Consider the following 23620-nt stretch of genomic DNA (forward strand, 5'->3'; position numbering starts at 1 on the left):
TTAATTGGGGCTAAGTCGTAACAAGGTAGCTGTATCGGAAGTTGCAGCTGGATCACCTCCTTTCTGGAGAAACCAATTTCTCACTCGCATACATCTTAATCTTACATTATAATGTTTCAAGCCTTAACTGTCTTTAAGACGGTTGAGGCTTTTTTATAAGTTCTTTAAACAATCTCTCGCCAATCGTTGAAAATAAAATCAAATACGATAATTATTTTTATTCATGTAACAAATATTATTTTTGTATTATCCAAACGAGCGAAGAGTTCCTAAAAAATATTGAGAAGATTAATGAAGAAAAATCACAGGGTATTTATAATCGTTTTCGTGAGCGTAGCCGCGGCGGCAATCATTATAGCGCGTATTTTATCGGCTAATCAAGGTGTGAAACCCGCGCTTTCATCCGGTATCGGACGCGGCGGTTCGACGATTATTGCGGTAGAGGCGGAAAAAATCAGTACGCGTCCTATGACGGATATTCGAGAATTTACCGGAACGGTCAAGGCGTCATACACATACGTCGTTTCCGCAAAAATCGCCGGACGACTTGTAACAATAAACAAACGTATCGGAGATCCGGTTAAGACAAACGAAATCATCGGTCGCATAGACGATACCGAATACCGTAACGCTTTGGAAGAAGCGCAAACACAGGTAAGCATTAGTCAAGCGACGCTTGAAGAAGCCAATACACAGTTATTGCATACGGAAACGGAGCTTAAACGAGCGCGTGAATTGTTGGGGAAAGGAATAGTATCCAAAGCGGAATTCGACGCTTTTAACACTCAATATGAAACTCAAAAATCACGATGCGAGCTTGCAAACGCAATGCTTAAACAACGTCAAATTCTTTTATCTCAGGCAAGAACCAATTTTGAATACACTCAAATTAGAACCGCACAGGACGGTTTTATCGCTCAACGTCACGTTGACGGAGGAACATTGCTTGCGGTAGGCGGAGCGATAGTTACGGTAGTAGGCATTGATACGGTTTTCGTCGAGCTTGCCATCAGCGAAAGAGATTATCGCAGTATGAAGCCCGGTAAAAAAGCCGTTGTAACTACTGACGCCATATTGAATAAATCTTTTGAAGGAGCGGTTTATCGAGTCGCGCCTTTCTTTCAATCGGCTTCAAGAACCGCCGCCGTTGAAATCGCTTTAAGCAACGAATCGCACCTGCTTATGCCCGGCATGTTTTCCCGTATAAGAATCGTACTTGAAGAAGACGATAACGCTCAAGTAATCCCGTCCGCAGCATTAGTTGATAAAAACGGGGTAAATGCGGTATTCGTAATAAACGATTCGTCAAAAGTAAAATTAGTCCCTGTTCAAACGGGGATAAACGACGGAAAGTATGTGCAAATACTATCTCCAAAAAACATTGACGGACTGATAGTAACGCTCGGGCAGCATCTTTTACGCGACGGTTCCGAAGTTATCGTTTCCTCCGTCGGCGGCAGGCAGGACAATATAAAATGAGCGAACACTCGTTAATTTCGCTTCCGATACGCCGTCCGATCCTTATTACAGTTATTTATCTTATAGTAATCGTTATAGGCGCATTTTCGTTGCTTCGTCTGCCTATTGACCTTATGCCGGAAATCACTATGCCTACGGTTAGCGTTATCACAGATTACGAAAACGCCGGCTCGCAAGAAGTAGAAGAACTTATCACGCGCCCTATAGAATCGGCGCTGGCGGGAATTCAAGGAATAGAAGAGATTACATCTACTTCCAGCGAAGGCAGAAGCGTAGTGAGAGTGACTTTCCCTTGGAATTCCAACCTTGATTACGCCGTTAACGATATGCGCGACCGTATTGACCGTATCCTTGGCATGCTTCCAGAAGAAATCGACAGACCTTTAATACGCAAATTCGACGTTTCCGCAATGCCTATTATGATACTTGGCGTAACGGTGCAAGACAAGGATATTTCCGAAATACAGCAGATACTTGAAGACCAGGTTCAATATCGTTTGGAACGAGTCGCCGGTGTGGCTTCCGTCGATATACGCGGAGGACAAAAACGACAAATACACGTAGATTTGCGTTCCGCAAGCATGGAAGCGTACGGCATATCGACGGACATGGTTGTAACGGCTCTGAAACGGGAAAATAAAAATATTCCCGCCGGCTCTATTATTTCCGGGAATCGCGATATTACGGTTCGCACGCTTGCCGAATACAGAGGCGCCGACGACGTAAACAACACGGTTGTGACCGTAAGCGACGGAGTGCCGATACGCATAGCGGACATCGCGGAAGTTAAAGATGGCTATGAGGACGTAAAGTCGTTTGTGCGAATAAACGGCGTTATGGGAATTCGGCTTTCTGTAAGCAAACAGTCCGGCAGCAATACTGTGGCTGTGGCTAACGGCGTGAAAAAAGAAATTCAGCGTATAAACAGAGATATTGAAGACATAGAAATAATAGCGCTCGTAGATAACGCAAAATATGTGGAAAATTCAATTAAGTCGGTTACCCAATCGCTTATTATGGGCGGCAGTATAGCAATATTCGTGTTGCTTCTATTTTTGCGTAATATAACGACTACTATGATAATAAGCGTTGCAATTCCTATTTCGGTAATCGCTACGTTTGCGCTGATTTATTTCTGCGGCTTTACTCTTAATATGATGACTTTCGGCGGCTTGGCTTTGGGTATAGGAATGTTACTTGACAACGCGATAGTCGTGCTTGACAACATTTTTCACAAAAGAGAAAAAGGGATGGGCGCTTACGAGGGAGCGATAAAAGGGGTAAGCGAGGTGTCTTCCGCCGTTATTGCGAGCACTCTTACTACGCTTGTAGTATTTATTCCGGTTATTTTTATGCGTGGAATGTCCGGTATAATGTTTCAGTCGCTTGCGTACGTGGTCGCATTTTCAATCTCATGTTCTCTGTTGGTCGCATTAACGTTTGTGCCTATGCTGACGACGAAATTTTTACGTTCCGAAAGTATAAAACATACGAACGATTCCAATATGGCTAAAATATTTCAGGTTTCGGAGAGGTTTTATGTAAAAATAGAGCATAGATATAAAGGCGTAATTCATTGGGCGCTGCATAACCGTCTCACCGTGATAGTATTTGTCTTTGCGCTCTTTGCGCTTTCATTTTTCGCTCTGCCGTTAGTCGGCGTAGATCTTATGCCCGCTACGGACGAAAGCGACGTGAGAGTAAACGTAGAAATGGAAATAGGAACAAAGCTTGAGATATTAGACGAAACGGTAAGAAAAATTGAAAGTATAATACGTAAAGAAGTGCCGGAAGCAATATTCACTTTGTCCAATATAGCATCCGGAATGGGAAGTCAGGCGGTCAGCGGCAACACAGCTCAAATTCGCATATCATTGGTTCCTAAAAACAAACGTTCTCGTTCGTCCATTCAAGTCGCGGAACAGCTTCGTCCAAAACTTTCAGGCTTGCCCGGAACGACCGTACGAGTTCGGGAAGGTCAAGGGATGTTTTTGCTTAGAATGGGAACAAATACGGATCAGGCGATAGGGATAGAAATTCGCGGGTATGATTTAGAAACTGGTCAAACGCTTGCCAAACAGATAAACGACGCCGTATCGGAGATTTCGGGTATTACCGAAACGCAGATAAGCCGTGAAGCCGGAATGCCGGAATATCGAGTGAAAATCGACAGAGGCAAAGCCGCCGAATTGGGCTTGTCCGCCACTCAAATCGGTTCTACGGTACAGACGGCGATGGGCGGAACATCCGCAACAAAAGTACGCGTCGACGGGAAAGAGTATTCGGTTATGGTGCGACTTGCGGAAGACGATCGAAAGAGTATTGACAACGTTAGTAATCTATCCGTAATGAACAGTAGCAATCGTCCGATACTTCTACAAAGCGCGGCGCAAATTGAAACCGGCATTGGACCGGTCAAAGTGGAACGCCGCGACCGAGAACGTATAGTGACCGTAAGCGTCAATTATGCTGGACGAGATATGAAAAGCGTTGTGGAAGATATTCGTTCGGCGATAAAAGATATTTCAATCCCGCAAGAATTTGTAGTGCTTATTCGCGGTGATTGGGAAGAACAGCAAAAAGCGCAAAGAGAGCTGTTTTTCGGTATCGCTATGGCTATAACGCTTATTTTCTTGGTTATGGCAGGACAGTTTGAGTCGTTAAAAGATCCTTTAATAGTTATATTCTCAATTCCTATGGCGTTGACCGGAGTAGTCGCTATAATGCTTATTACAAGAACTCCTTTTACGATACAAGCGTTTATAGGGTGCATCATCCTTGTCGGCGTGGTTGTCAATAACGCCATAATATTAGTGGATATGATCAACCGTTTGTATAGAGACGAAGAAATGGAACTTTTCACCGCTATTGAAATCACAGGAGAAAGGCGGCTTCGCCCTATTCTTATGACTACGCTGTCGACAATTTTGGGACTTCTTCCAATGGCTATCGGAATAGGAGAAGGCAGTGAATCGCAGGTGCCTATGGCAAGAGTAATTATCGGAGGTCTTACCGTATCAACGGTTATCACTTTGGTATTTATACCTGTGATTTATTCGTTGGTAGAACATAAAATTAAAAAAAGAGGAAAGGCGGTGCAGACGGCTTGATTAAACTTAACGTTAATAAAATTGCGATGATTGCGATTCTTTTTTCAACTTGGACGGGATGTATTATTTATGGAAACGATACTACCGCTCTTTCTTTAAGTCACACATTATTGCGGGCTATGCAGAATAATCCTTTAGTCAAAATAGAAAGGATAAATACTGACGCCGCCGTTTCTATATTAAGGGAGAATCGTTACACATACGAACCGCAAATTGAATTTTCTTACAGTACGAGCAAACAGGACAGTATAGATTTTTCGGAATCGAATCAAATGTCATTGTCTATTTACGAGACGCTTCCTACGGGAACAAACATTAAACTTTGGGGAGAAGCGGTTCCGCTTTCGTCTGCGTTAAAATCGGCAACCGGCGCTAGTTATCAAAATAACGTCGGTTTTACAATAACCCAGTCGTTGCTTAGAGGAGTTAATCCCGCCGTAAATTTGGCTCCGTTGCGGAAAGTGCGTATAGACGTTGAATTGCGGGAAGAAGAATTGACCGGATACGCACAAAAATTTTTGATGGATGCGGAGCGGGCGTACTGGGATTTGTCGTTAAGCGGCGAAGAAGTAAAAATTTATCGATATTCTTTAGAACTAGTGCAAAGATTTCTTTACGAAGCTGAAGAGCGGCTGAAAACCGGAAGCATAGCGGCGATAGATCTTGCGGCTATAAGGGCGGAAGCCGCTTCAAGAGAAAGACAATTATTTGACGCCGCTACCGCGTATAAACAAAAAATTCTTTATCTTGCTTACATTATGAACGCTCCAGAATATTGGAGCGTAAACGCAGTTATTACCGATACCATTATGTCTTTGGGCAAAGCGGATGCGCTTGAAGAGCATATAGAAGCGGCGCGGAGGTTCAGACCGGACTTCCGTCAAGCGGCGCTGCAAGCGAAAAAGGGGGAATTAGATTTAGCATATACAAAAAACGGGTTGCTTCCGAAACTTGATTTTTTCATTTCTCTGCGTGAAACTTCTTACGCAGAATCTTTTTCTGAAGCGCTGACGCCAAAAGACCCTGAAGGAATTATAACCGGCGGTTTTACGCTTCAATTTCCACTTACGAGCGGCGCTTCCCGTGAAAAATACCGTAGGGCTGCGTACTCAATAGAACAGCAAAAACTGTCTATTGAAAATTTTTCACATTTGCTTGAATACGAGGTTCGTTCTGCGCACATAGAAGTATTAAGAGCGGCGACACAGATTGAAACGGCAAAAACGGTTAGTGCGCTTCAACAACAAAAATTAGACGCCGAACAGGAAAAATTGAACGTAGGGAAATCAACCGGATATGCGGTATTGCAAGTGCAGCGGGATTTTGTATCGGCAAACCTTGACGAAGCAAGGGCGCGCACCTCTTATATTTACGCGTTGCTCTCCCTTTATTTTCGCGACGGCACGCTTTTACTAAGGCGCGGAATTAAGCCGATGGATACGATTTTCGAATAATCTAAATTATATCTAAAATATTTTACGAATTTTTTATCGCCATTTTAATTTTGTTTTTCGTTTACAATTTCAAAATCCGTTTGTGAAACCTCATAATCTTGTTTTGGCAAAACATCTAAAAAGCATTGCCAAAGCGGCGGAAAGGTTTTTTCAGCGTTTTTTTTGAAGAATAAAAGTAATTTTTGAATATGATATTTTTTGCAGAAAAGTTTTTTTGCTCCCGGAGAACAAGAATACAAATACGATGAACGAAAGTCGCACTGTAAATCAACAAGTAAATCAAAAAATTCTTTTGAAAGCGCATCGTGAAGCGTGGTAAGCGGGAATTTTTCGTCTTTATCTAAAATGTGAATTTTTGATATTTCCTTTACTTTTGTTAAAATGTCGGCGTATTCTTTTTTTACCGCAAAATGAATTTCAGCTTGCGGATATTGCCGTTTCAAGACGCGGATTGCCGGAAGCGTTTGCATAACTTCATCGCTTTTGTCGAATCTTATCGTCAAAATTTTAGTAAATTCCAATTCTGAAAGTTGTATTCTTTTGGGCATGATTCATCCGAGAATTTTTTTGTCAAACAATTCGTCTATTTCTTTTTTTGCAAACTTGTCAAGCGGCAAAAGCGGCGGCAAAACTTCCGGCGAATATTCGTTCAAAATTCTTGAAAGCGCATATTTTATCCTTGCAATTTGATCGTCTTTTCTAAAATGCGACGCTATTTCACAAATTTGTTCCTGCGTTTTTTTAGCGTCATCAAAATCACTGTTTTGCAATTGATTCCACATTTTTACCGCCAATTTCGGACAATAATTCGCCATCACCGATATTACGCCCTTTGCGCCTTTTCGATAAAAATCATAAATAAGCGAATCGCCGCCGCAAACATAACACGGTGTGTGTGTAATAAGAGTTTCGTCTTTGTCGGAGTCCTTGAGTGCGGCGGCTTGCGGTACGGATTTTATAATTTCCGGCGTGATTTTATTCTGTGTATGTTTTGTGAAATTGTATAACATACACGGAATTTCTGAAAAATTAACCGCGTCGTTAAAAAAATTTATAATTCCTTCAATCGGCGCGTTTGCAAAATAAAACGGCGGTATCAAAGCTATAGCGTCCGCACCGGAATTTTGAGCGAATTCTATATTTTTTTTTACATCCGAAAGCGATGTGTCGGAAACGTTAAAAATTATTTTACCGTTAAAATTTTTTTTTGTTAGTTCGAATAATTTATATCTTAACGAGTTTCCTATTGAAAAAAATTCTCCGGTAGTTCCGCCCGAAAGAATTTTATTGACTCCGTTTTTTTGCAAAAACTCAAGGTGGTCGGCGAGCGCAGCTTCTTCTATTTGAAAGTTTTTTATCGGGGTTACAAGCGCAGCGATTAAGTTTTCAAAAATCGACTTTTCATTCATGACCGTTCCTTTTTTATATAAAATACTAAATTTTGAAATAAAAAGGCGGTTTTTGCGACTGCTGCGGAATTACTTGACGATATAACGATCTTTTAAAACAATTACAAATGCGATAGAGATATTTTCGGTAATTGTCCGGGTTGAATATAAAATTATTTTCGCTCTTTAATGTCGCGGCTTATCGTATTTTTAACATAAGTAAGCGGACTTATTATACAAGTGAGGTAAAATGTTAATAACATGTGGAAGAATAACTATTCTTTTGGAGGAATCGGTGTCTCACGCGTTTGCCGGCGCAAGAGTTCTTGACGTTCATTATTATAGGGAACAGTATGTAGAATTTCAAACAACCAAAGGGCGTATCAGCATCCCTTATTCACGGGTAGTTTATATTAAGGAAGAATTGGCAAAGTAATTTATGTTTGAATTTTTTAAAGGGAAGTTGTTTTTTTCCGATACGAATACGGCGGTAGTGGACGTTAATGGAGTCGGATATAAACTCGGAATTTCGTTTAATACTTCACTTGCGCTTCCTAAAATTAATGAAGATATTTTTCTTTTCGCATACTATCATATCACCGAAAATTCGCAGGGGCTTTACGGGTTTATTTCCAAAGAAGAACGAGAAATTTTTTTGAAACTTATTGATATAAGCGGAGTCGGACCGAAAGTAGCGCTTGGAGTTTTATCGGGAATGACCGTAGAGCAAATTGTAAATGCGGTAGAAAACGAAGATGCGTCGATGTTCAAATCGGTAAGCGGCGTAGGAAAAAAAACGGCGGAACGCTTAATCCTGGAACTTCGCGGAAAATTGTCGGGGATTTCTATTCAAACGGCGATTAAACCGAAATCGCATAAATCGTCGCCGCTTGCCAAATCGTCTCGCGACGACGCTTTTGCAGGGCTTATCGCTTTAGGCTATACGGAAAATCAGGTACGTAATATCTTGGCTAAATTGGATGAGATTATGGATGAAGACATCCCCGCTCACGAGTGGATAACTGCGGCTTTGAGGGAAATATGAAAACAACACACAAAATAATAAACGGCGATTGTAGAAATATGCGGGAGTTGGAAGATAAAAGCGTTAATCTTATAATTACTTCTCCGCCATATTGGCAATTAAAAGATTACGGAATACAAAATCAAATCGGCTTTCACGACAGTTATGAAAATTATATAAACAATTTGAATTTTGTTTGGAAGGAATGTTTTCGTGTGCTTTGCGACTTTGACAAGGAAATTAAAAATTTACCTTATGTATTTGTTGACAGTCATAAGTTGGATAAAAAAATTGATGTAAAAAAATTACAATACGGCTCAAAAATTGATAAAGAAAGTAAAACGGTTCAGAAATATTTTTCTGTAAAAGAGATAATTTCTCCTGAAATTTTAAAATTGAATAACGATTTGACAGTTCGTTTGATTGGAATTAAGCAAAACCCCAAAGTTAACGGTTCTGCGACGAAATTCTTAAAAGAGAAATTAAAAGGCAAACGTGTTTTTCTAAAATATGACAATGCAAAATATGACAAAGATAATAATTTAATGGTTTATTTATATTTGGAAAATAAACCATTTATCAACGCCCATTTGTTGAAAAACGGTTTGGCATTAATCGATGAGAGTATAGAATTTGAACAAAAAAATAAGTTTAGAGCTTTAATATAAAAATGAATAAGCGCTCACAAGATTTCGGTAAAAAAGAAAAGGTGTTGAATTACGCTTGTCAAACATATCAACTTTCACGACCGAATAAAGTCGGAGCGGTTATGGCTTTAATTCGTGAATGCCAGCCGGACACAATATCGCGACGGCAAAAATGGTATTTTGAAAACGCATATACCGAAGCCAAAAATTACCAAATTAAACGGGAAATTGAAAGATTGAGTAAATAAAGTGGAATACACACGCATAATAACTCCGGTCGCACAGAATGACGACAGCGAATTGGACAGGACGTTGCGTCCGCAAACGTTTGCCGATTTTATAGGACAAGAACAGTTGAAGCAAAACCTGTCGATTTTCGTAGCGGCGGCAAAAAAACGCGGCGAACCTATCGACCACATACTTTTTTCGGGACCTCCGGGACTTGGCAAAACTACTTTAGCGAGAATTCTGGCTAACGAAATGGGCGTAGATATTACGACGACATCCGGTCCGGTGCTTGAAAAAAAAGGTGATTTGGCTGGAAATTTAACCGGACTTAACGATAAAGAAATATTTTTTATTGATGAAATTCATCGCCTTAATCGGGTTGTAGAGGAAGCTTTGTATCCCGCAATTGAAGATTTTGTGTTTGATATTATGACGGGAGAAGGTCCTGCGGCAAAATCGATACGCCTTCCGCTAAAACGATTTACGCTTGTCGGCGCAACGACAAGAGCCGGACTGATTACGTCGCCGATGCTTGCGCGCTTCGGATATGTCGGGCAAATGAAATATTACACCCCCGACGAAATGCAAAAAGTCGTTATGCGTTCGGCAAAACTGCTCAACATTCCTTGTGAGCCTCAAGCCGCTTTAGAATTGGGAAAACGCTCGCGCGGGACGCCCAGAGTAGCCAACCGCCTTTTGCGGAGGGTGAGAGATGTCGCCGATGTCCGCGGAAACGGAACTATTACGACGGATACGGTTTCACAAACCTGCAAAATGCTTGGAATAGACGATATAGGACTTGACGAAATGGACAGGGCGATTTTGACGACAATCGCACATCATTATGGCGGCGGACCTGTCGGAATAAAAAATATCGCGGTCGTAATCGGCGAGGAAACCGACACGATAGAAGACGTTTATGAACCGTATTTAATCCAGTGCGGGTTTCTAAAGCGCACCCCGCAAGGACGCGAAATCACTGAAAAGTCGTACAAAACGCTCGGATTAACGCCGAAAGTTAAAACAATCGGAAATAACGCCGTGCAAACAAGTATTTTTGATGAATACTGAAAGGAATAAATATATGTATTTTTCAGAGATAGGACGGTTTTTATTGGTGGCGGGAGTTTCAATTGCGATTGTCGGCGCTTTGTTTTTGCTTTCCGATAAACTTCTTGTCGGACATTTGCCGTTGGATATAAATGTAACCAAGGGAGATTTTAAGATTTCATTCCCGCTGATGACTTGCATTTTGTTGTCGCTAATATTGACCGTAGTAGTAAATTTTTTCTCAAAATGAAAAATTTTATTTTTCATTAGAGTAATAAATGTATATTAATAAGTTATAATTGTTATGTACTAAATCCTTACGAGAGGAGTTGTTGAGTGAAAAATTTTTGTAAAACGGCCGCTATCGGTTTATGTGCTGCCGCGTTGTTTTCGGTGCAGGCGCAAATATTTGTCCGAAGCAATTTGGCAGGATACTATCCGAATGCCGAAAAGAGAATCGTGGTAATGTCTTCGTCCGATATTTCCGCAAAGCCGTGGAAAATTACCGATGAAAACGGAACGGTCGCCGATGAAGGTAAAATTGGGAAAAGCATTGCCGGAAAAGGCGACCATTCTCCACTGGCTTTCAATTATGAAGTGTTTTTTTCAAAGATAAGCAAAGAGGGAAAATACCGGTTTAACATCGACGGCGTTGAAGAATCTTACCAGATAGCTGTAACGAAAAATCCGTACTCCGAAGCAATCTCGTCTTCTCTAAGATGGCTGCGTACCCAAAGAAGCGGAACGAAAGACGTTTTAGACCGTCAACCGGCGCATTTCGGCGATTCGACGGCTTTTGTTTATTATCGTGAAGGTAAAGAAAAGGATTCCGAATGGAGCGAAGACGAAAACGGAAAAACGTTCGACTTGATGGGCGGGTGGTATGCCGGCGGCGATTTTACAAAAATGACTTCGCTTATCGCATATACTTCTTATTGTTTGATTAAAGCGTATAATATCGCCCCTGAATCTTTTTCAAAAAAATACAGCAAATCGTCTTTAGTCGATATTCTTGACGAAGCGAAATTCGGTTTGGATTATCTTTTGAAGGTTATGCCTAACGATAATGATTTTATTGTAAATGTCGGCGGGTATGATTCTGAAAACGGCGTTCGTCTCCCTCATGAAGACATTATGGAAGGTAAGAGAACGGCTTACTCCATTTTAAGTTCTTCAGATATGGGGCTCGCCGCCGCGGCGTTAGCGGCGGGTTCTGCGGCTTTTAAAAGCATTGACGCGGCGTTTGCCGAAAAATGTAAATCTCAGTCGATAAAAATTTACAACAAAATTATCTCCGAAAAATTGGTTCCCGAGTGGCTTGAAAAAGATTATCCCCTGCATCCGGACGAATCGGACAAAGACAATTTACTTTTAGCAAGCGCGGAATTGTATAATTTAACCGGCGACGCGGATTATCTTTCAAAATCAAAAGCGTATTCCGATAAACTCGAAGCGGCCGGCTGGGCTGGCTGGGAAGTTCTGAATATGCCGGCGCAGGCGCTTATAGCCGACAAACACAACAATGCGAAAAAACTGTTCAAAGAGGATTTGGACGATTTTCTAAACAATCAAAACGAACAGGGAAACGTTTGGAAATTGCCTTTGGAATATACGGTAAACGGTTTGTATAATTGTTTTGTTATAGGTATTTCCGCCGGACTCTATGAAAAAGCGTTTGGAGGAAACACATACGACGGTTTAGTTCTTGACGTGTTGAATTATGATTTTGGACTTAACAATTGGGGGGTAAGTTTTACGGCTGTTCCAAGTATAAAACAGAGTGTAAAAAGATTTAATCTTCCGGTTTACAAACTTCAAACTCGTCTCTTTCCAGAAGGGGCGGTGTCAATAGGGCCTTGCGACAGAGAAGCCCACGACGAAGAAAGTAAATGGATTTTGGACGATATTCGCGTTAACTATTGTTATCCTTTCAACACGAAAGCGGTTGTGTTTTTAGACCACTACGACGATTATATGACTATGGAAGCAAGAATTAACGGCGCGGCGGAAAACATTTATCTTATGACTTTGGCTAACACGATTTTTGGTGGAAAATAAGGAGAAAAAGATGAAAAAAATTGTAATAATGTCTGTTTTTTTGTTTATAACGTTTATGGCGGGATGCCAATCGTCAAACGAAGCGACCGCTCCCAAAAAAAGCAAAGACACGGCGGTTTATGTCCGTTTTAATATGCTTGGATATACGCCTTCGCGTCAAAAAAGAATGGTGATAATGTCTGAGAAAAATATCGCCGGAAAAGAATGGTTTTTTGTAAACATCGAAACCGGCGATACGGCGCAAAGAGGTCGTTTGGACAATTCGATCGGCGGAAAGTCCGGGCATGTGCCTATGGACTTTAATTACGTTATAGATTTTTCGGCTCTTAACAAAATAGGAAAGTATAAATTTGTGACCGAAGGCGTCGAATCGGTAATTATATCTATAGAAACAGATCCTTATTCATGGCTTGTAAGCGAACCGCTGCATTGGATGCGCGCGGCGCGCTGCGGTTCAAACGACGCCGTTGACCACGGATTCTGTCATGGCGGAGATAAATCGTGTGTTGTTCATCACAGAGAAGGATCCGATAACGGTTCTTGGCACGACGACGGCAGCGGCAAAAAAATCGACGGTTTCGGCGGTTGGCACGATGCGGCGGATTATCTTAAATTTTCTCTGACGATAGGTTATGCGACATATTTCTTGCTTCGCTCTTACGAAATAAATCCCGAACTTTTTGACAATATGAAGCAATACAGTAAAACGGAATTTAACGATTTGATCGACGAAGCGAAATGGGGTTTGGATTGGCTTATGAAAACCATGCCGGAAAACGATACCAACGAATTTATTATTATGGTAGGAGATTCCGAAGATCACAACGCGGGATACCGTTTGCCGGAGAATGACGAATTTGACGGAAAACGTCCGGCGCTTTCCGCGCTTTCTCCTCATCAAATGGGATATGCTGCGGCAAGTTTGGCGCTTGGCGCAAATATTTTTAAGAAACTCGGCAAAAAAGATATCGCACAAAAATACGAAAACAAATCAAAATTGATTTTCAGAAGAGCGACGTCTAAGGACGCGGTTCCGATGGCGGCGCTTAACGACGAAGTAAACGTGTTTTACGGCGACGAGACGGTGAACGATAATTTGGAATTGGCGGCTGCGGAACTTTATAAACTTACAAACGACGATTTTTATAAAACCGAATCGATAAAGTATCAAAATTTGGCGAGAACGGCCGGATGGCGCGCTTGGGAATCGGTAAATATGCCGGCTCATGCGGTCGTTATGCAGTGGGATCCGATTGCAAAAAACGATTTATACGCCGATTTGGACGAATTTTTGACCAATTCGCGCAGAAGCGGAAATATCTGGGGCGTTCCTATGAAATACGTTTGGGGCGGCTTGTACTCGTATATAGGCGTCGGTTCGACGGCTTTGGAATTTCAATTGCTTACCGGCGAAAGGAAGTACGAAGAATTGGGCAGGAATATGTTTGATTATTTGTTGGGCTACAACAACTGGGGAATATGTTTTGTAGCGACGCAAGACCCGCGTCTTGACGGGAAAACTATAACAGACCCGTATTCTCAAGTCTATAATCTTCAGGCGGATAAATTTCCTACGGGCGCGATTTCCGAAGGTCCCGGAGACAGAATAAGTTGGGAAAAATTCAAGACATATTTCGGCTTTGACGTTGACGCTCAGCGCACAAACAAGTTTAATACTATAGACGGAGTTTTCTTTGACAGCCGTAAGGACTTTATGTGCATGGAAACAACCATCGGCGGAGTGGCCGACGGAATATTCATGATTGCGGTCGCTTCAAAATTCTTTGCGGAAAAAGACGAAGAATAATCCGATCAAATGTTTTTAAGCGGAATGGAAAAACATAGAGTATATTTAATTTGTAAACGGTTTTAAAACATTCTCAACCTTCATATTAACCGTTATAGGAGATATTATGAGTGTGAGAAATTTGTTTACAAAATTTGAAAACTTGGAAGCGGAAATTACAAAACGAAGATATTCGACAGGAATTGTTTCGGAAATCGCAGTACAAGGTTTAGACGCAAAAACTTGTGATTATGCCGAGAGTTTGAAAAAGGTAATAGAGAACGACGTTCGTCAATCAAAAGGCGTTAAAAACGCCTTAAATTGTCTTACAAATGAAGAACATTTACTTAAATTAGCCGTCGTCGCCAAAAACGCATTGAGCGAGAAAGCAGGCGCAATTGCCGCGAAAAAAAAGATAATTTAACCCCAAAACTTCCATTCGAAGAATTCATCAAACATTGTGTAGGAGGAGACGATGTGGTAAATAGCCGTCTTAGGACGCAGCCTCCCGCCTGGCGGTTTGAATTTACTCACATTTCCGACGATTTGTTTTGGCACGAAGCGAAAGTTTGGCTTAATCATGTAGAAGCGATAAAATTTCTTGCTCGTGTGGACAGAGACGCGTTTATGCTGGACGGCCGCAGGCAGTATCAGGCAACTACAAGTTATCAGATAGAACAGGAGGACGGCGGTGTCGTTTCGGCGATTGAAGCGGTAATCAGAGTGCAGGAAAAATTGAAATTGGAGCAGGAAGAACAAACGGAAATAGAAGAATTAACTGCGAAAGTAAACGGAGTAAAAATAACGGTGAAAAGGAAAATGGAGGAAGAAAATGTCTAAATTAGACAGATTTGTGAATGTGAAGTATAATCAGCGACTATCAAATTTTAGCGATATTGATTATGACACGGTTGTTATAATTTCAAACACAATCGTTGGAAAAGGTAACGCCGTATTTGGTCCCAAAAGTACAGAAACCAAACCGACTGAACCGACGGTATTTACTGCTGTCTAAATATATCCGTACACATTGGCAATATTATGTTCCCCCTTCTAACGCAATATCGTTTTCTGAAAATCCGGATTGGAACCGTATTACAGATTGTGCGGCGATACACATGGGAAATTTCGGGAAAAACGTAATAGTAGAAGGAACACAATATAGATTTCGTTTAGGTCTTCCGGATCACGTTCATGACATATCTGTAAGAGGCAATGAGTGGCAAGAGTGGACAAACGATGGTGATAGATTAACATCTTTAGAAACAGACCGCACGAAGCATAATACAAATTCAAATCTGGTACCGCAAGAAGCGATAAACAATGATTATGATACAAATACGAACACATACCCGATGCGTATAAAAGCAAATTACGTAGAATTATGGGTAAAACCTTAAAAGGAGGGTTATATGAAGAAAGCATTATTTTTAATATTAGCGTTATTGATTTTTTCCTGTACGGATACAGGAAATGTGAAAGAGCCTGATAATCCAATCGACTCAATCAATCAAAACCACCAAATTATAGAGTTAATAAGAGCAATATCCGGCTCAACGACAGAGAAAATAAAAAAAGAACTAAATATGTCTTTTATAAGGCATGTAAGTCGTGAAAATGGAAGTAATTATGACGTTTACAGAAACGAGAAAGGTCTTTTGTTGAAGGTGTTTGAAGATACTGATTTTCTTAAAATCAGTATGGACGTAGAATATTGGAAAAACAAAAACAATGTCAATAATTATGTTCAGCAATTTATTTGGTCATACTGGGACGATACATGGAATACACAAGAAAGATTTCCAGAAACAAAAAATGAGTTTATAAATATTTTTGCTCAAAACATAGACCAAGCAGAATTCGAAATACTGAGATCGTATGGAACAGAAGGTGTGTTTATGGTTCTTTCACTTGGTGAAACTATCTATAGTGCAATGCTCTTACAGAATTTAATAGTATTATGCGAAGAAGAGATGATGGAACAGCCAGATGAATTTGCAAACGTGTCGGAATGTGTTCAGTATTACGAATCGGAGGATCAACTATTATTGTTTAATTCAGTAGAAGATATGGCAAATTTTGTATATATGGACAAAACGATACGTTTTTATCGTCCACAATCAAATGGCAATCCTGAATTAACTCCGAAGGAAGCTATTGAATATTTTTCAACAACAAATATAATTTACAGAGTGTTCACTGACATAGATTTGTACATTACTGATGATGGCATTGCAAATTCTTGGAGTATTTGGTTGTATGAAGCAAAAACGAAAACAGAATCCAATATTCGAATTCGCGGAGGATTATAATGAGAAGAGTGCAAGATTTATTCAGAGACATACTGATAGAAGAATATGCAGCAGCACATAAACTATTTGAAAATTATAATCCTGTTGCAGGTTTACCTGCTCGTGAAACAGACTGGCTACATCGTAAAACTAAAGAAGAACACTTAGATACGAAGTTCGGATATAGCGAATCGAGAGAAATAGTGACTTCGCTTGAAAATCCGTGGTATGCTGAAGATACTAGCTTTGAACATCGCGGTCGCAGAACCGTATATGCTCCGGAGATTGTAATTGAACAGGAAAACTCATCGAACGAATAATAAAAGTGTTTTAGTGAAAATCGCAAAATTGCCGCATGAAATTGTAATGTAAAATAATTTAAGCGGACAATTAACTTTAAATAAAAAGGATATGGCAATGGCAGGGATAATCGCACAAATAAGAGAATGGGAAGGCGATCCTGAAAATCTTCAGCCTGGCACAGCAGGATATGTTCAGATAGGACCTAATAAAGGAACCGCAAATGAGTTGTGGTATCGCAATCGCAATGGATTGCTTACGCGTATAGCTTCGTCTGCAACGGAAATTCCGGAAATAGTATCTACGTTTGCGTCTACCAAAGAAGTAGATGGCGGAATATTATTAACAAACCTCCGATCCGTAAAGAATTTCTCAGGCGGATGGAACGGCGGCTATAAAACGATTATATTTAATCCGTTGCCGGAAGGCGGAGGAGGAAGCGGTCCGGGAATGGGAGGGGCGCCGGATACGCGGCATGAAAATTGGGAAAACATGAAAAAATACGGAGAGGGTAACTGCCAATTTATTTGCCCCTTAGACACTAACGCTTTGCTGATAACGTCAAACGAAATCGGAAATAAAAAGAAAGAATATACGGGCGTTTTTTGGATAACCAACGGAAACGTTTATAAAATAGGCGGACAAAAAAGTAAACTGAGCGTATTTGCCAAATATGAAGGCTGGCTTATAATTAGAGGCAATGCGGAACCGTCTCCGGGACCTGGACCTTACGGACCGGGTTATATCGCGCCCGTTGCTATCGACTATACGATTTATCTTCCGGTTAAGGAAAAAATTTTTGAAGATTATCATATGATAGGAGATAGATTTGAACTCGAAAGCGAATCTCGACTGACTTGGTTTCCGGCGGATAAAGACGAGGAAGAAGTCGATCCTTTATTAAATAGAGACCTCAGATTTATAGGTTATATAGGGTCTGACGACCCCGGTAAAAGTCATAAATTAAGCGCAGGCGATTTATGGTGTCAAAGAGACAGTTCTAACGGAATGCCGGAATTGTCCGGCGGGGCGTATCCTGGTTCCGTAGGCGTTTATACCGGCTGTAGAGTTTGGATTCCGCCGCGGACTTATTGGAGCGCGCCGCTACAAGGTCCGGGATATTTTGTAACGGAACCGGGTCGTTGGCAGGAAGACAGAACGGATTGGTTCTTGAAAAACTGGGAAATTTGGGAGGCGCAAAACGGTAAAAAATATTACTATCATGATGGGAAATGGAACGTGTTCGGCTGCGAGAAAGAATCGACGGATTCGGGAGGAGGCGTCGGTTTAATTTTAGCGGCGAACGGCAGTCACCCGCAAAACTTAGCGGACGGGAAAATCAGACGTGATTTTGATACGTTATTTATCGGACTGTATTCGGCATACGACGGGGTTACGCCTAATGGAATTCGTTATTCTGGAGAAACGCATAAAGGATTTAGAATCGAATTGTCGCTTTTATGTTTTGGATTCCCGTTAAACGATAACGCCGCACGAACATCGACGGTAAGCGTTATTCAGTATAGAGACAACGATAAATACGCCGTTTTTCCAATAGAGATAAAAGCAAAAGACCCGCAGACTATAGGACAAGGCGGCGTAGAAGTAAACGGAGATATTAAATTCGGAGATTTATTTTTAATATCGATTCCTAAAGATCAATTGTATTTGTCTTACGTAGAGGGAAATCAAGATTTACAATGGGCGTTAAATATTTGGTCTGTCAGGCAAGACAAGCCTAAAATAAGCGGAGCCGACCAATTCTTTGCTCAAAAGTATTCGACTTCGACAATGCGTAATGATAACGGAACCGGAGATAGCCCGCGTCAAGGAATTGCAGACTTTGGAGGTATGCCGGACAGTGTAGAAAGAATGAATTTTTTAGATAATCTCGGCTTTAAGCATCAAACATATATAGGTCGTTTTAATAGCTTTACAGACGTTACAGAAATTCCACCGACAGACGCGCTGCAAATGGGGCAAGGAGGTCCGGCTGCATGGGGACCGCAGAAATCGTTATCTGTAAGATTGCCGGACGGCGTAGATTATGTTAAGATTAGTCCGACAGACAACCAGAACGGTGCGGGATTGAGTAAAGAAATATTTGCGTTAACGTGCGGTAACGGCTATTGGCCAAACTTCTCTTGTCAAGGTTTTACGTTTAACAACACGATTAAAATAGAATTGAGAACTATATGGACTTCAGATTCTCAATTTAACGGAATTAAGAACCACGTAATACCGGAATTTGACGAATCGCTTCCGGCATCCGCTCAACCGGATATTGTTTGGATTAAATCTACGGAATCGTCGGAAGAAGGTATTTATTTGTTCTCTAAAGTAAGTTTAGTGGAACTTCCGATTTTAACAGAATTAACAAGGGGTTGATTATGAGCGTTTCGTTTACACGAATATATCAAATTCCGGCTTCGTTGGGAGATATGTTCACAACTCCTCCGGCAAATCCGAATATCCTTTCCCCGGCATTGCCTGTAAAACGCGGCTTGTCATACTCATTAAACGAAGACGGTTATGCATTAGATTTGCCGACAAACAACCAGGCGCAGGTTTCTAATGACTTTTGGCGCACGCGCGGATATATAGGCTTCACGGCATTGGGCGTATTTATTCCTTTGTCGGAATCTCCGATGCGAATAAATGCAGACAAAACTTCATTAAACTTACCGAATACGCGCCCGGAACGGATAAAAGGAACAAATGCTTTATCAATTCAAAAGGCGGATGCAAATAATATCTTGTCGGTTGGCTCGCTCGGCAATCATAACGTTGTCGATCAAAATACGCCATATCCAAGAATCGGAAAAGTATTGCAAGAACCTATCGCAACGACTGACGGAACGTCAATCACAACTCCAGAAGACGGCGGATTGGCGATAGCGAATTTAGTTAATTTTGCAGGTCAAGGTTTTACGATAAATAATACGCTAAAAGTTGAAATAACGACAAACGATCCGACTATGCCAAAAATGACGATACCGGAATTTGACGAATCGCTGGGAGATAATAATCCGGACGTTGTTTGGTGTATGACGGCGGAAAGTTATTTGACAGGTATTTATATTATGTCCCGTATCGCTTTTACGAATGTTTTGTTTAATTTGTTTATGACACGGGCGTCGGAATAAAACATGAAAATTAAATTCTGTGTAATATCGAGCGTAGAAGACGAGAAGTTCTTGAAATTCATAGACGGACTTCAATTCTTGCCGAAAGAATGGGAAACTCACGTTCTTCGCAATAAACCGTTGTCGGAGAAAACTAAAAAGCGTTGTGCGAAAAATAAGAACTTGTTTATGCGTTATCGTGAAAATTCACAATATGTTTCCCCTGAAATTCAATATGGAATTAAATTTGTAAAGTTACGATATGACAGCGTTCAAGAGGCGCATCCGGAGGAAAACGATTGGATTATGTTAGGAGACGACGACATGTTTTTTGATGCGAAATTTCGCGACGTTTCGGCTCCGAACATTGAAGAAATAGCAAAGTCCGGCGTCGTTGACTTCTTGGTCGGCACGTATTCGTCATCCGTGTCATATTCGTTTACAGCGGCGAAGCGGGAAGGAATACGTCACGGTCAAGTATTTAGGTATAGAAAAGAAATAATGGAAGAATACTATAAATATTATGACACATACGGCGGCGGTGAAGACAGCATGTTCGCTTTAATAAATTACATGAAAGGGCGCTGCGTTACAAACATAACGCCAGGGGTAGAGCATACGGGGCATAATCTTGCAAATTATATACCGAAACCGTATGATCAGAATAATGAAAAATATGTCGCTTGTATAGTAACGAATACGTGGTTAAATCCGGAAACGGTTCGTGTAAGAAATAAAATTCATACAGACGCATACTGTGAGTGTAAATCGTCGGGATTAATTTATTCTCCGAACGTTTGTCAATTTAATCCGAAAGCATTCGCTTCACAAGATAAAACGGATTATATTATAAGGCGGGGCGATGTAAAGCATTCGGGAAGACAACAATTGAGCGAATGCGGTTTTGAAGGAAACGTGTATGAAAATAATTGTAAACACTATATTCAATTAAACGAGTATGTTCACCCGTGTAAATGGCTGGGTTACTCAAGAGTATGTGTTTATGAAAACGCAAATAACCAAGGAGGATGAATGGCTTATTTAGAATTGGGCGACGAGTTATATAACAACGTTAAAGTAATTAAAAGATCGGACGGTTCTCATGCGGTAGTGTATGGAGCCCCTATGTTTACGGATAACAGAGCGGATTGGAGTGAAGTTCCGGTCGCTTTTGTAGGAAGCGGTACGGGAGAAATTTCTTTTGTCGCGTCTCATGTAATATTATTACAGCGTTCATATACGGCGGGAGGTTCTGAGAGAGTTTTCTTCGGTCGTGAAAATATAAATGCGAATCAGGATAGCGGAGGAGAAATACCGTTTTCAATATTTTTACCGAAAGGTCGTTACAGATTGAATTGTATAGGAATGATTAGAGCGCAGTCGGGGCAGCAATCGGAATACATGATGGATGTGTATTTTAAACGAGGAACTCCAAATCATTCAATCCCGGCTCCGACTATAAGTTCTTCAGGCGAATCGCCAAACGATTTGGGAAAAGCGTTGTTTTGGGCTGACGGACAGGAAGGACTTGTTACTCGTTACGGCGGCACGACAGGCGCGTGGTCTTCGGAGAATACGTCAAACGGACGCCGCAGGATTTCAGACGAAATATTAGAAGAAGAAGGCGCATATTACTATTTTATAGGATGTGTAAGAAGAACGCAAGGGACGACAGGCGCTATGGTTATGTCTATTTCAGGCGTGATAGAACAGATAGGTTAATATGCAAGAATATTTAACAGAAATGTATTTCGTGGTAAATGGTATAGTAATGTTAATATCTCAAGATTTACCATATACGGTAGATTACGTAGTAGAAATCATGGAGAGTTTATAATGCAATTTACAATAAACAATGGAACTCAAAAGCACTGCTCCTGCGGACATTGCGTCTTCTTGGCGTGGACAGAGTCGGAGGATTAAATGGAAATAGAATGGACAGACATTCCGCCAGAACGAGAAACATTTGCTCAATCTATAGAAAATGTTGTCTGTGACGGAATATTTTCACAAAGTCCGCACAAAGTAGTCGAAAAATATACAAAAATGAACGAAATCTATGTGTGTTCGTGCGCAGCTAATATAAAACACGGCTTGGCATATGATATGTGTTTTATAGCATATAAAAGTGAATACAGATGCTTTGTAATACGCGCAATTGAATCTTTTGTTGATAGACTGTTTGAAGAAGAGAAGGTAAGGAAAGTAATTTACACAGCAGTAGTAGGCACAAAAGCGCAGGAAATGAATGATAGGGCATTAGCAAAAAGAGGCGGACGTGTAGTAGGCATATACAAAAATCAAGTAGAAATAAACGGAAAATTTAAAGATATAAAAGTTTGGGAAGGAACAAAGGAGGATTGGTATGAAAAAAAGACGAAGTAAGACAGTCGCAGTAATAATAATAATATATCTATTATTGAGTGCGTGTGGCTCAGAGGACTATAAAGGTCAAGAAAACTTCAACGCAGGAGAAGTAATAAAAAAAGCCTTCATTGACTTATTGGACAGCGGAAAGATTAGCATTTTTGTCCCGTGGGAAATAACAAAATCGGGTAATGTGTCAGGTTTTAGAACAGACGTATATGAAACGTTTGTAACAGGGTTTAAACGAGAAGAACCGAAAGAGTTAATAGAGGAATATAAGCAACAAACAGGAAATATAGAAGCGAGTTTAGAAACCTCGAACGTTACGATACTAGAAAAATATTCAAACTTAGGATATTATGAAATGACAGGAAGTATTGTAATGATAGAGATAGACAGAGGACAAAACATGCAAGACGCTCTTATATATAAATTTGACGTGATGGCAGGGAAGTTTACAGTTAAAGCAGTATTATTTATTGAACTTGACAGTGAGATTTTTGAAGGCTTTGCAACAGTAGACGGAGAATGTGTATTTAAAGAATTGACGGAACTGATAGGAAATAAACATGGAAACTAACCGCCATTACGTCTTTATGAGCTTATAAAATGAAAAGGGAGGCTTAGATATGAAACAATTTGTATTAATTTTATTAATGTTTACTTTATTGGTGTGTATTTCGTGTTCGAATGACAATGGAAGAAATTTTACGCATCCGAATATAGCGGAATTTTCCGTAGTTCTTTACGCATGGAATTGGTCGGAAGATCCGGAAGAGTGGTATTCCTTTGACTACTTTCAAATATACGCACGTAGCGATATAGACACTATAGGTAGCCTTTTTAGAACAACTTTAGATCCTACAGAAGAAGTTGACACGTTAATCCCATTCGGGAAAGCCAAATTTTTGGGTGGGACCAAAATTATTGAGGATTATGAAGAATTCGAACCAATTCTTCGTTACAGTTTAGGAGATACCTTAATAATAGTAACCGAAAGCGAATTTGAGTATGGGACTCCTTATGTAAATGAAAGTAAATTGCAGGACGAATTGTATTTAATTGTTAATTTTGGAAGTGGCGATCTTAGATGTATTAAGAATCCATGGAATAATTCTCCGGAAGAAGTCGTTGTGTCGGATATAAAAACGTTATCGTTGTTTAATGCGATGGAGCAAGCGGGTATTTTTAATCAACCGACCAAGTACGATAGAGATATTTGGCAATTTTCTCCAAAAAATAAAGAAGAAAAGATTGTAATGTTAGTTCATGAAATGTATAATCAAGATACGGATTATGGCGTAGGTTGGTAA

Annotated in this window: 26 protein-coding genes and 1 rRNA gene; 25 read left to right on the top strand and 2 right to left on the bottom strand. The window is 40.5% G+C overall.

Annotation, left to right across the window (positions count from 1 at the left end):
- From LBH98_06315 to LBH98_06330, 4 genes are all read left to right on the top strand, one after another.
- Window positions 1-63, top strand: a 16S ribosomal RNA gene (locus LBH98_06315); the annotation flags it as partial.
- Between the two features lie 228 nt (window positions 64-291).
- The gene (locus LBH98_06320) at window positions 292-1479 is read left to right on the top strand and encodes an efflux RND transporter periplasmic adaptor subunit (GenBank protein ID MDR0304365.1); all 1188 of its coding nucleotides are present in this window, start codon (window positions 292-294) and stop codon (window positions 1477-1479) included.
- Window positions 1476-4589, top strand: a complete 3114-nt coding sequence (locus LBH98_06325) for an efflux RND transporter permease subunit (protein ID MDR0304366.1) — start codon at window positions 1476-1478, stop codon at window positions 4587-4589. Before LBH98_06320 ends, LBH98_06325 begins: the two co-directional genes overlap by 4 nt.
- Complete coding sequence (locus tag LBH98_06330) at window positions 4586-6043, top strand: TolC family protein (protein ID MDR0304367.1); 1458 nt, start codon at window positions 4586-4588, stop codon at window positions 6041-6043. Before LBH98_06325 ends, LBH98_06330 begins: the two co-directional genes overlap by 4 nt.
- A 44-nt stretch (window positions 6044-6087) precedes the next feature.
- Here LBH98_06330 and LBH98_06335 read toward each other — a convergent pair whose 3' ends face one another.
- Together LBH98_06335 and LBH98_06340 are read right to left on the bottom strand one after the other, a co-directional pair.
- Window positions 6088-6591: a hypothetical protein gene (locus LBH98_06335; GenBank protein ID MDR0304368.1), complete on the bottom strand. Its 504-nt coding sequence runs from the start codon at window positions 6589-6591 to the stop codon at window positions 6088-6090.
- Between the two features lie 3 nt (window positions 6592-6594).
- Window positions 6595-7452 (bottom strand): dihydrodipicolinate synthase family protein, encoded by an 858-nt coding sequence (locus tag LBH98_06340; GenBank protein ID MDR0304369.1) that lies wholly within the window; start codon window positions 7450-7452, stop codon window positions 6595-6597.
- Between the two features lie 229 nt (window positions 7453-7681).
- Between LBH98_06340 and LBH98_06345 the strand changes: the two genes are divergently transcribed.
- The 21 genes from LBH98_06345 (at window position 7682) to LBH98_06445 (ending at window position 23620) form a co-directional block, all read left to right on the top strand.
- Complete coding sequence (locus LBH98_06345) at window positions 7682-7867, top strand: hypothetical protein (GenBank protein ID MDR0304370.1); 186 nt, start codon at window positions 7682-7684, stop codon at window positions 7865-7867.
- Between the two features lie 3 nt (window positions 7868-7870).
- Entirely contained in the window at window positions 7871-8476 is a 606-nt protein-coding gene (gene ruvA, locus LBH98_06350) for a Holliday junction branch migration protein RuvA (GenBank protein MDR0304371.1), read from the top strand.
- On the top strand, window positions 8473-9123 hold the full coding sequence (locus LBH98_06355; GenBank protein ID MDR0304372.1) for a thermonuclease family protein: 651 nt from the start codon (window positions 8473-8475) through the stop codon (window positions 9121-9123). The genes ruvA and LBH98_06355 overlap by 4 nt, the downstream gene beginning before the upstream one ends.
- A gap of 2 nt (window positions 9124-9125) precedes the next feature.
- Window positions 9126-9350, top strand: coding sequence for an MjaI family restriction endonuclease (locus tag LBH98_06360; protein MDR0304373.1), 225 nt, complete (start codon window positions 9126-9128; stop codon window positions 9348-9350).
- Window position 9351: 1 nt separating this feature from the next.
- Window positions 9352-10401: a Holliday junction branch migration DNA helicase RuvB gene (gene ruvB / locus LBH98_06365; GenBank protein ID MDR0304374.1), complete on the top strand. Its 1050-nt coding sequence runs from the start codon at window positions 9352-9354 to the stop codon at window positions 10399-10401.
- Between the two features lie 13 nt (window positions 10402-10414).
- A complete protein-coding gene (locus LBH98_06370) occupies window positions 10415-10630 on the top strand; it encodes a DUF2905 domain-containing protein (GenBank protein MDR0304375.1) in 216 nt (71 codons plus the stop codon).
- 86 nt (window positions 10631-10716) lie between these two features.
- Window positions 10717-12438, top strand: coding sequence for a glycoside hydrolase family 9 protein (locus tag LBH98_06375; GenBank protein ID MDR0304376.1), 1722 nt, complete (start codon window positions 10717-10719; stop codon window positions 12436-12438).
- A 10-nt stretch (window positions 12439-12448) separates the two neighbouring features.
- Window positions 12449-14245: a glycoside hydrolase family 9 protein gene (locus LBH98_06380; protein MDR0304377.1), complete on the top strand. Its 1797-nt coding sequence runs from the start codon at window positions 12449-12451 to the stop codon at window positions 14243-14245.
- Window positions 14246-14351: 106 nt separating this feature from the next.
- Window positions 14352-14648, top strand: a complete 297-nt coding sequence (locus tag LBH98_06385; GenBank protein MDR0304378.1) for a hypothetical protein — start codon at window positions 14352-14354, stop codon at window positions 14646-14648.
- Window positions 14649-14701: 53 nt separating this feature from the next.
- A complete protein-coding gene (locus tag LBH98_06390; GenBank protein MDR0304379.1) occupies window positions 14702-15064 on the top strand; it encodes a hypothetical protein in 363 nt (120 codons plus the stop codon).
- Window positions 15057-15239 (top strand): hypothetical protein, encoded by a 183-nt coding sequence (locus LBH98_06395; GenBank protein ID MDR0304380.1) that lies wholly within the window; start codon window positions 15057-15059, stop codon window positions 15237-15239. Before LBH98_06390 ends, LBH98_06395 begins: the two co-directional genes overlap by 8 nt.
- A 103-nt stretch (window positions 15240-15342) precedes the next feature.
- A complete protein-coding gene (locus LBH98_06400; protein ID MDR0304381.1) occupies window positions 15343-15624 on the top strand; it encodes a hypothetical protein in 282 nt (93 codons plus the stop codon).
- A 12-nt stretch (window positions 15625-15636) separates the two neighbouring features.
- Window positions 15637-16536 carry a hypothetical protein gene (locus tag LBH98_06405; GenBank protein MDR0304382.1) on the top strand — a complete coding sequence of 300 codons (900 nt, stop codon included), beginning with the start codon at window positions 15637-15639 and terminating at the stop codon, window positions 16534-16536.
- Window positions 16536-16835 (top strand): hypothetical protein, encoded by a 300-nt coding sequence (locus LBH98_06410; GenBank protein ID MDR0304383.1) that lies wholly within the window; start codon window positions 16536-16538, stop codon window positions 16833-16835. Before LBH98_06405 ends, LBH98_06410 begins: the two co-directional genes overlap by 1 nt.
- Window positions 16836-16932: 97 nt before the next feature.
- Entirely contained in the window at window positions 16933-19203 is a 2271-nt protein-coding gene (locus LBH98_06415; protein ID MDR0304384.1) for a hypothetical protein, read from the top strand.
- A 2-nt stretch (window positions 19204-19205) separates the two neighbouring features.
- The gene (locus LBH98_06420; GenBank protein ID MDR0304385.1) at window positions 19206-19961 is read left to right on the top strand and encodes a hypothetical protein; all 756 of its coding nucleotides are present in this window, start codon (window positions 19206-19208) and stop codon (window positions 19959-19961) included.
- A 3-nt stretch (window positions 19962-19964) separates the two neighbouring features.
- A complete protein-coding gene (locus tag LBH98_06425; protein ID MDR0304386.1) occupies window positions 19965-20972 on the top strand; it encodes a hypothetical protein in 1008 nt (335 codons plus the stop codon).
- Entirely contained in the window at window positions 20973-21662 is a 690-nt protein-coding gene (locus tag LBH98_06430) for a hypothetical protein (protein ID MDR0304387.1), read from the top strand. It abuts the gene before it with no gap.
- A 201-nt stretch (window positions 21663-21863) separates the two neighbouring features.
- Window positions 21864-22325 (top strand): hypothetical protein, encoded by a 462-nt coding sequence (locus tag LBH98_06435; protein MDR0304388.1) that lies wholly within the window; start codon window positions 21864-21866, stop codon window positions 22323-22325.
- Window positions 22306-22887: a hypothetical protein gene (locus tag LBH98_06440; GenBank protein MDR0304389.1), complete on the top strand. Its 582-nt coding sequence runs from the start codon at window positions 22306-22308 to the stop codon at window positions 22885-22887. The genes LBH98_06435 and LBH98_06440 overlap by 20 nt, the downstream gene beginning before the upstream one ends.
- Window positions 22888-22936: 49 nt before the next feature.
- Entirely contained in the window at window positions 22937-23620 is a 684-nt protein-coding gene (locus LBH98_06445; protein MDR0304390.1) for a hypothetical protein, read from the top strand.

The organism is Chitinispirillales bacterium, assembly GCA_031254455.1.
Taxonomy (GTDB): Bacteria; Fibrobacterota; Chitinivibrionia; order Chitinivibrionales; family Chitinivibrionaceae; genus WRFX01.

What these genes read in the sequence shown, in the direction of transcription:
- LBH98_06320 (MDR0304365.1), top strand. Translation starts at nt 292, where the DNA reads ATGAAGAAAAATCACAGGGTATTTATAATCGTTTTCGTGAGCGTAGCC.
- LBH98_06325 (MDR0304366.1), top strand. Translation starts at nt 1,476, where the DNA reads ATGAGCGAACACTCGTTAATTTCGCTTCCGATACGCCGTCCGATCCTT.
- LBH98_06335 (MDR0304368.1), bottom strand. Translation starts at nt 6,591, where the DNA reads ATGCCCAAAAGAATACAACTTTCAGAATTGGAATTTACTAAAATTTTG.
- LBH98_06340 (MDR0304369.1), bottom strand. Translation starts at nt 7,452, where the DNA reads ATGAATGAAAAGTCGATTTTTGAAAACTTAATCGCTGCGCTTGTAACC.
- LBH98_06345 (MDR0304370.1), top strand. Translation starts at nt 7,682, where the DNA reads ATGTTAATAACATGTGGAAGAATAACTATTCTTTTGGAGGAATCGGTG.
- ruvA (MDR0304371.1), top strand. Translation starts at nt 7,871, where the DNA reads ATGTTTGAATTTTTTAAAGGGAAGTTGTTTTTTTCCGATACGAATACG.
- LBH98_06355 (MDR0304372.1), top strand. Translation starts at nt 8,473, where the DNA reads ATGAAAACAACACACAAAATAATAAACGGCGATTGTAGAAATATGCGG.
- LBH98_06360 (MDR0304373.1), top strand. Translation starts at nt 9,126, where the DNA reads ATGAATAAGCGCTCACAAGATTTCGGTAAAAAAGAAAAGGTGTTGAAT.
- LBH98_06370 (MDR0304375.1), top strand. Translation starts at nt 10,415, where the DNA reads ATGTATTTTTCAGAGATAGGACGGTTTTTATTGGTGGCGGGAGTTTCA.
- LBH98_06380 (MDR0304377.1), top strand. Translation starts at nt 12,449, where the DNA reads ATGAAAAAAATTGTAATAATGTCTGTTTTTTTGTTTATAACGTTTATG.
- LBH98_06385 (MDR0304378.1), top strand. Translation starts at nt 14,352, where the DNA reads ATGAGTGTGAGAAATTTGTTTACAAAATTTGAAAACTTGGAAGCGGAA.
- LBH98_06395 (MDR0304380.1), top strand. Translation starts at nt 15,057, where the DNA reads ATGTCTAAATTAGACAGATTTGTGAATGTGAAGTATAATCAGCGACTA.
- LBH98_06400 (MDR0304381.1), top strand. Translation starts at nt 15,343, where the DNA reads ATGGGAAATTTCGGGAAAAACGTAATAGTAGAAGGAACACAATATAGA.
- LBH98_06405 (MDR0304382.1), top strand. Translation starts at nt 15,637, where the DNA reads ATGAAGAAAGCATTATTTTTAATATTAGCGTTATTGATTTTTTCCTGT.
- LBH98_06410 (MDR0304383.1), top strand. Translation starts at nt 16,536, where the DNA reads ATGAGAAGAGTGCAAGATTTATTCAGAGACATACTGATAGAAGAATAT.
- LBH98_06415 (MDR0304384.1), top strand. Translation starts at nt 16,933, where the DNA reads ATGGCAGGGATAATCGCACAAATAAGAGAATGGGAAGGCGATCCTGAA.
- LBH98_06420 (MDR0304385.1), top strand. Translation starts at nt 19,206, where the DNA reads ATGAGCGTTTCGTTTACACGAATATATCAAATTCCGGCTTCGTTGGGA.
- LBH98_06425 (MDR0304386.1), top strand. Translation starts at nt 19,965, where the DNA reads ATGAAAATTAAATTCTGTGTAATATCGAGCGTAGAAGACGAGAAGTTC.
- LBH98_06430 (MDR0304387.1), top strand. Translation starts at nt 20,973, where the DNA reads ATGGCTTATTTAGAATTGGGCGACGAGTTATATAACAACGTTAAAGTA.
- LBH98_06435 (MDR0304388.1), top strand. Translation starts at nt 21,864, where the DNA reads ATGGAAATAGAATGGACAGACATTCCGCCAGAACGAGAAACATTTGCT.
- LBH98_06440 (MDR0304389.1), top strand. Translation starts at nt 22,306, where the DNA reads ATGAAAAAAAGACGAAGTAAGACAGTCGCAGTAATAATAATAATATAT.
- LBH98_06445 (MDR0304390.1), top strand. Translation starts at nt 22,937, where the DNA reads ATGAAACAATTTGTATTAATTTTATTAATGTTTACTTTATTGGTGTGT.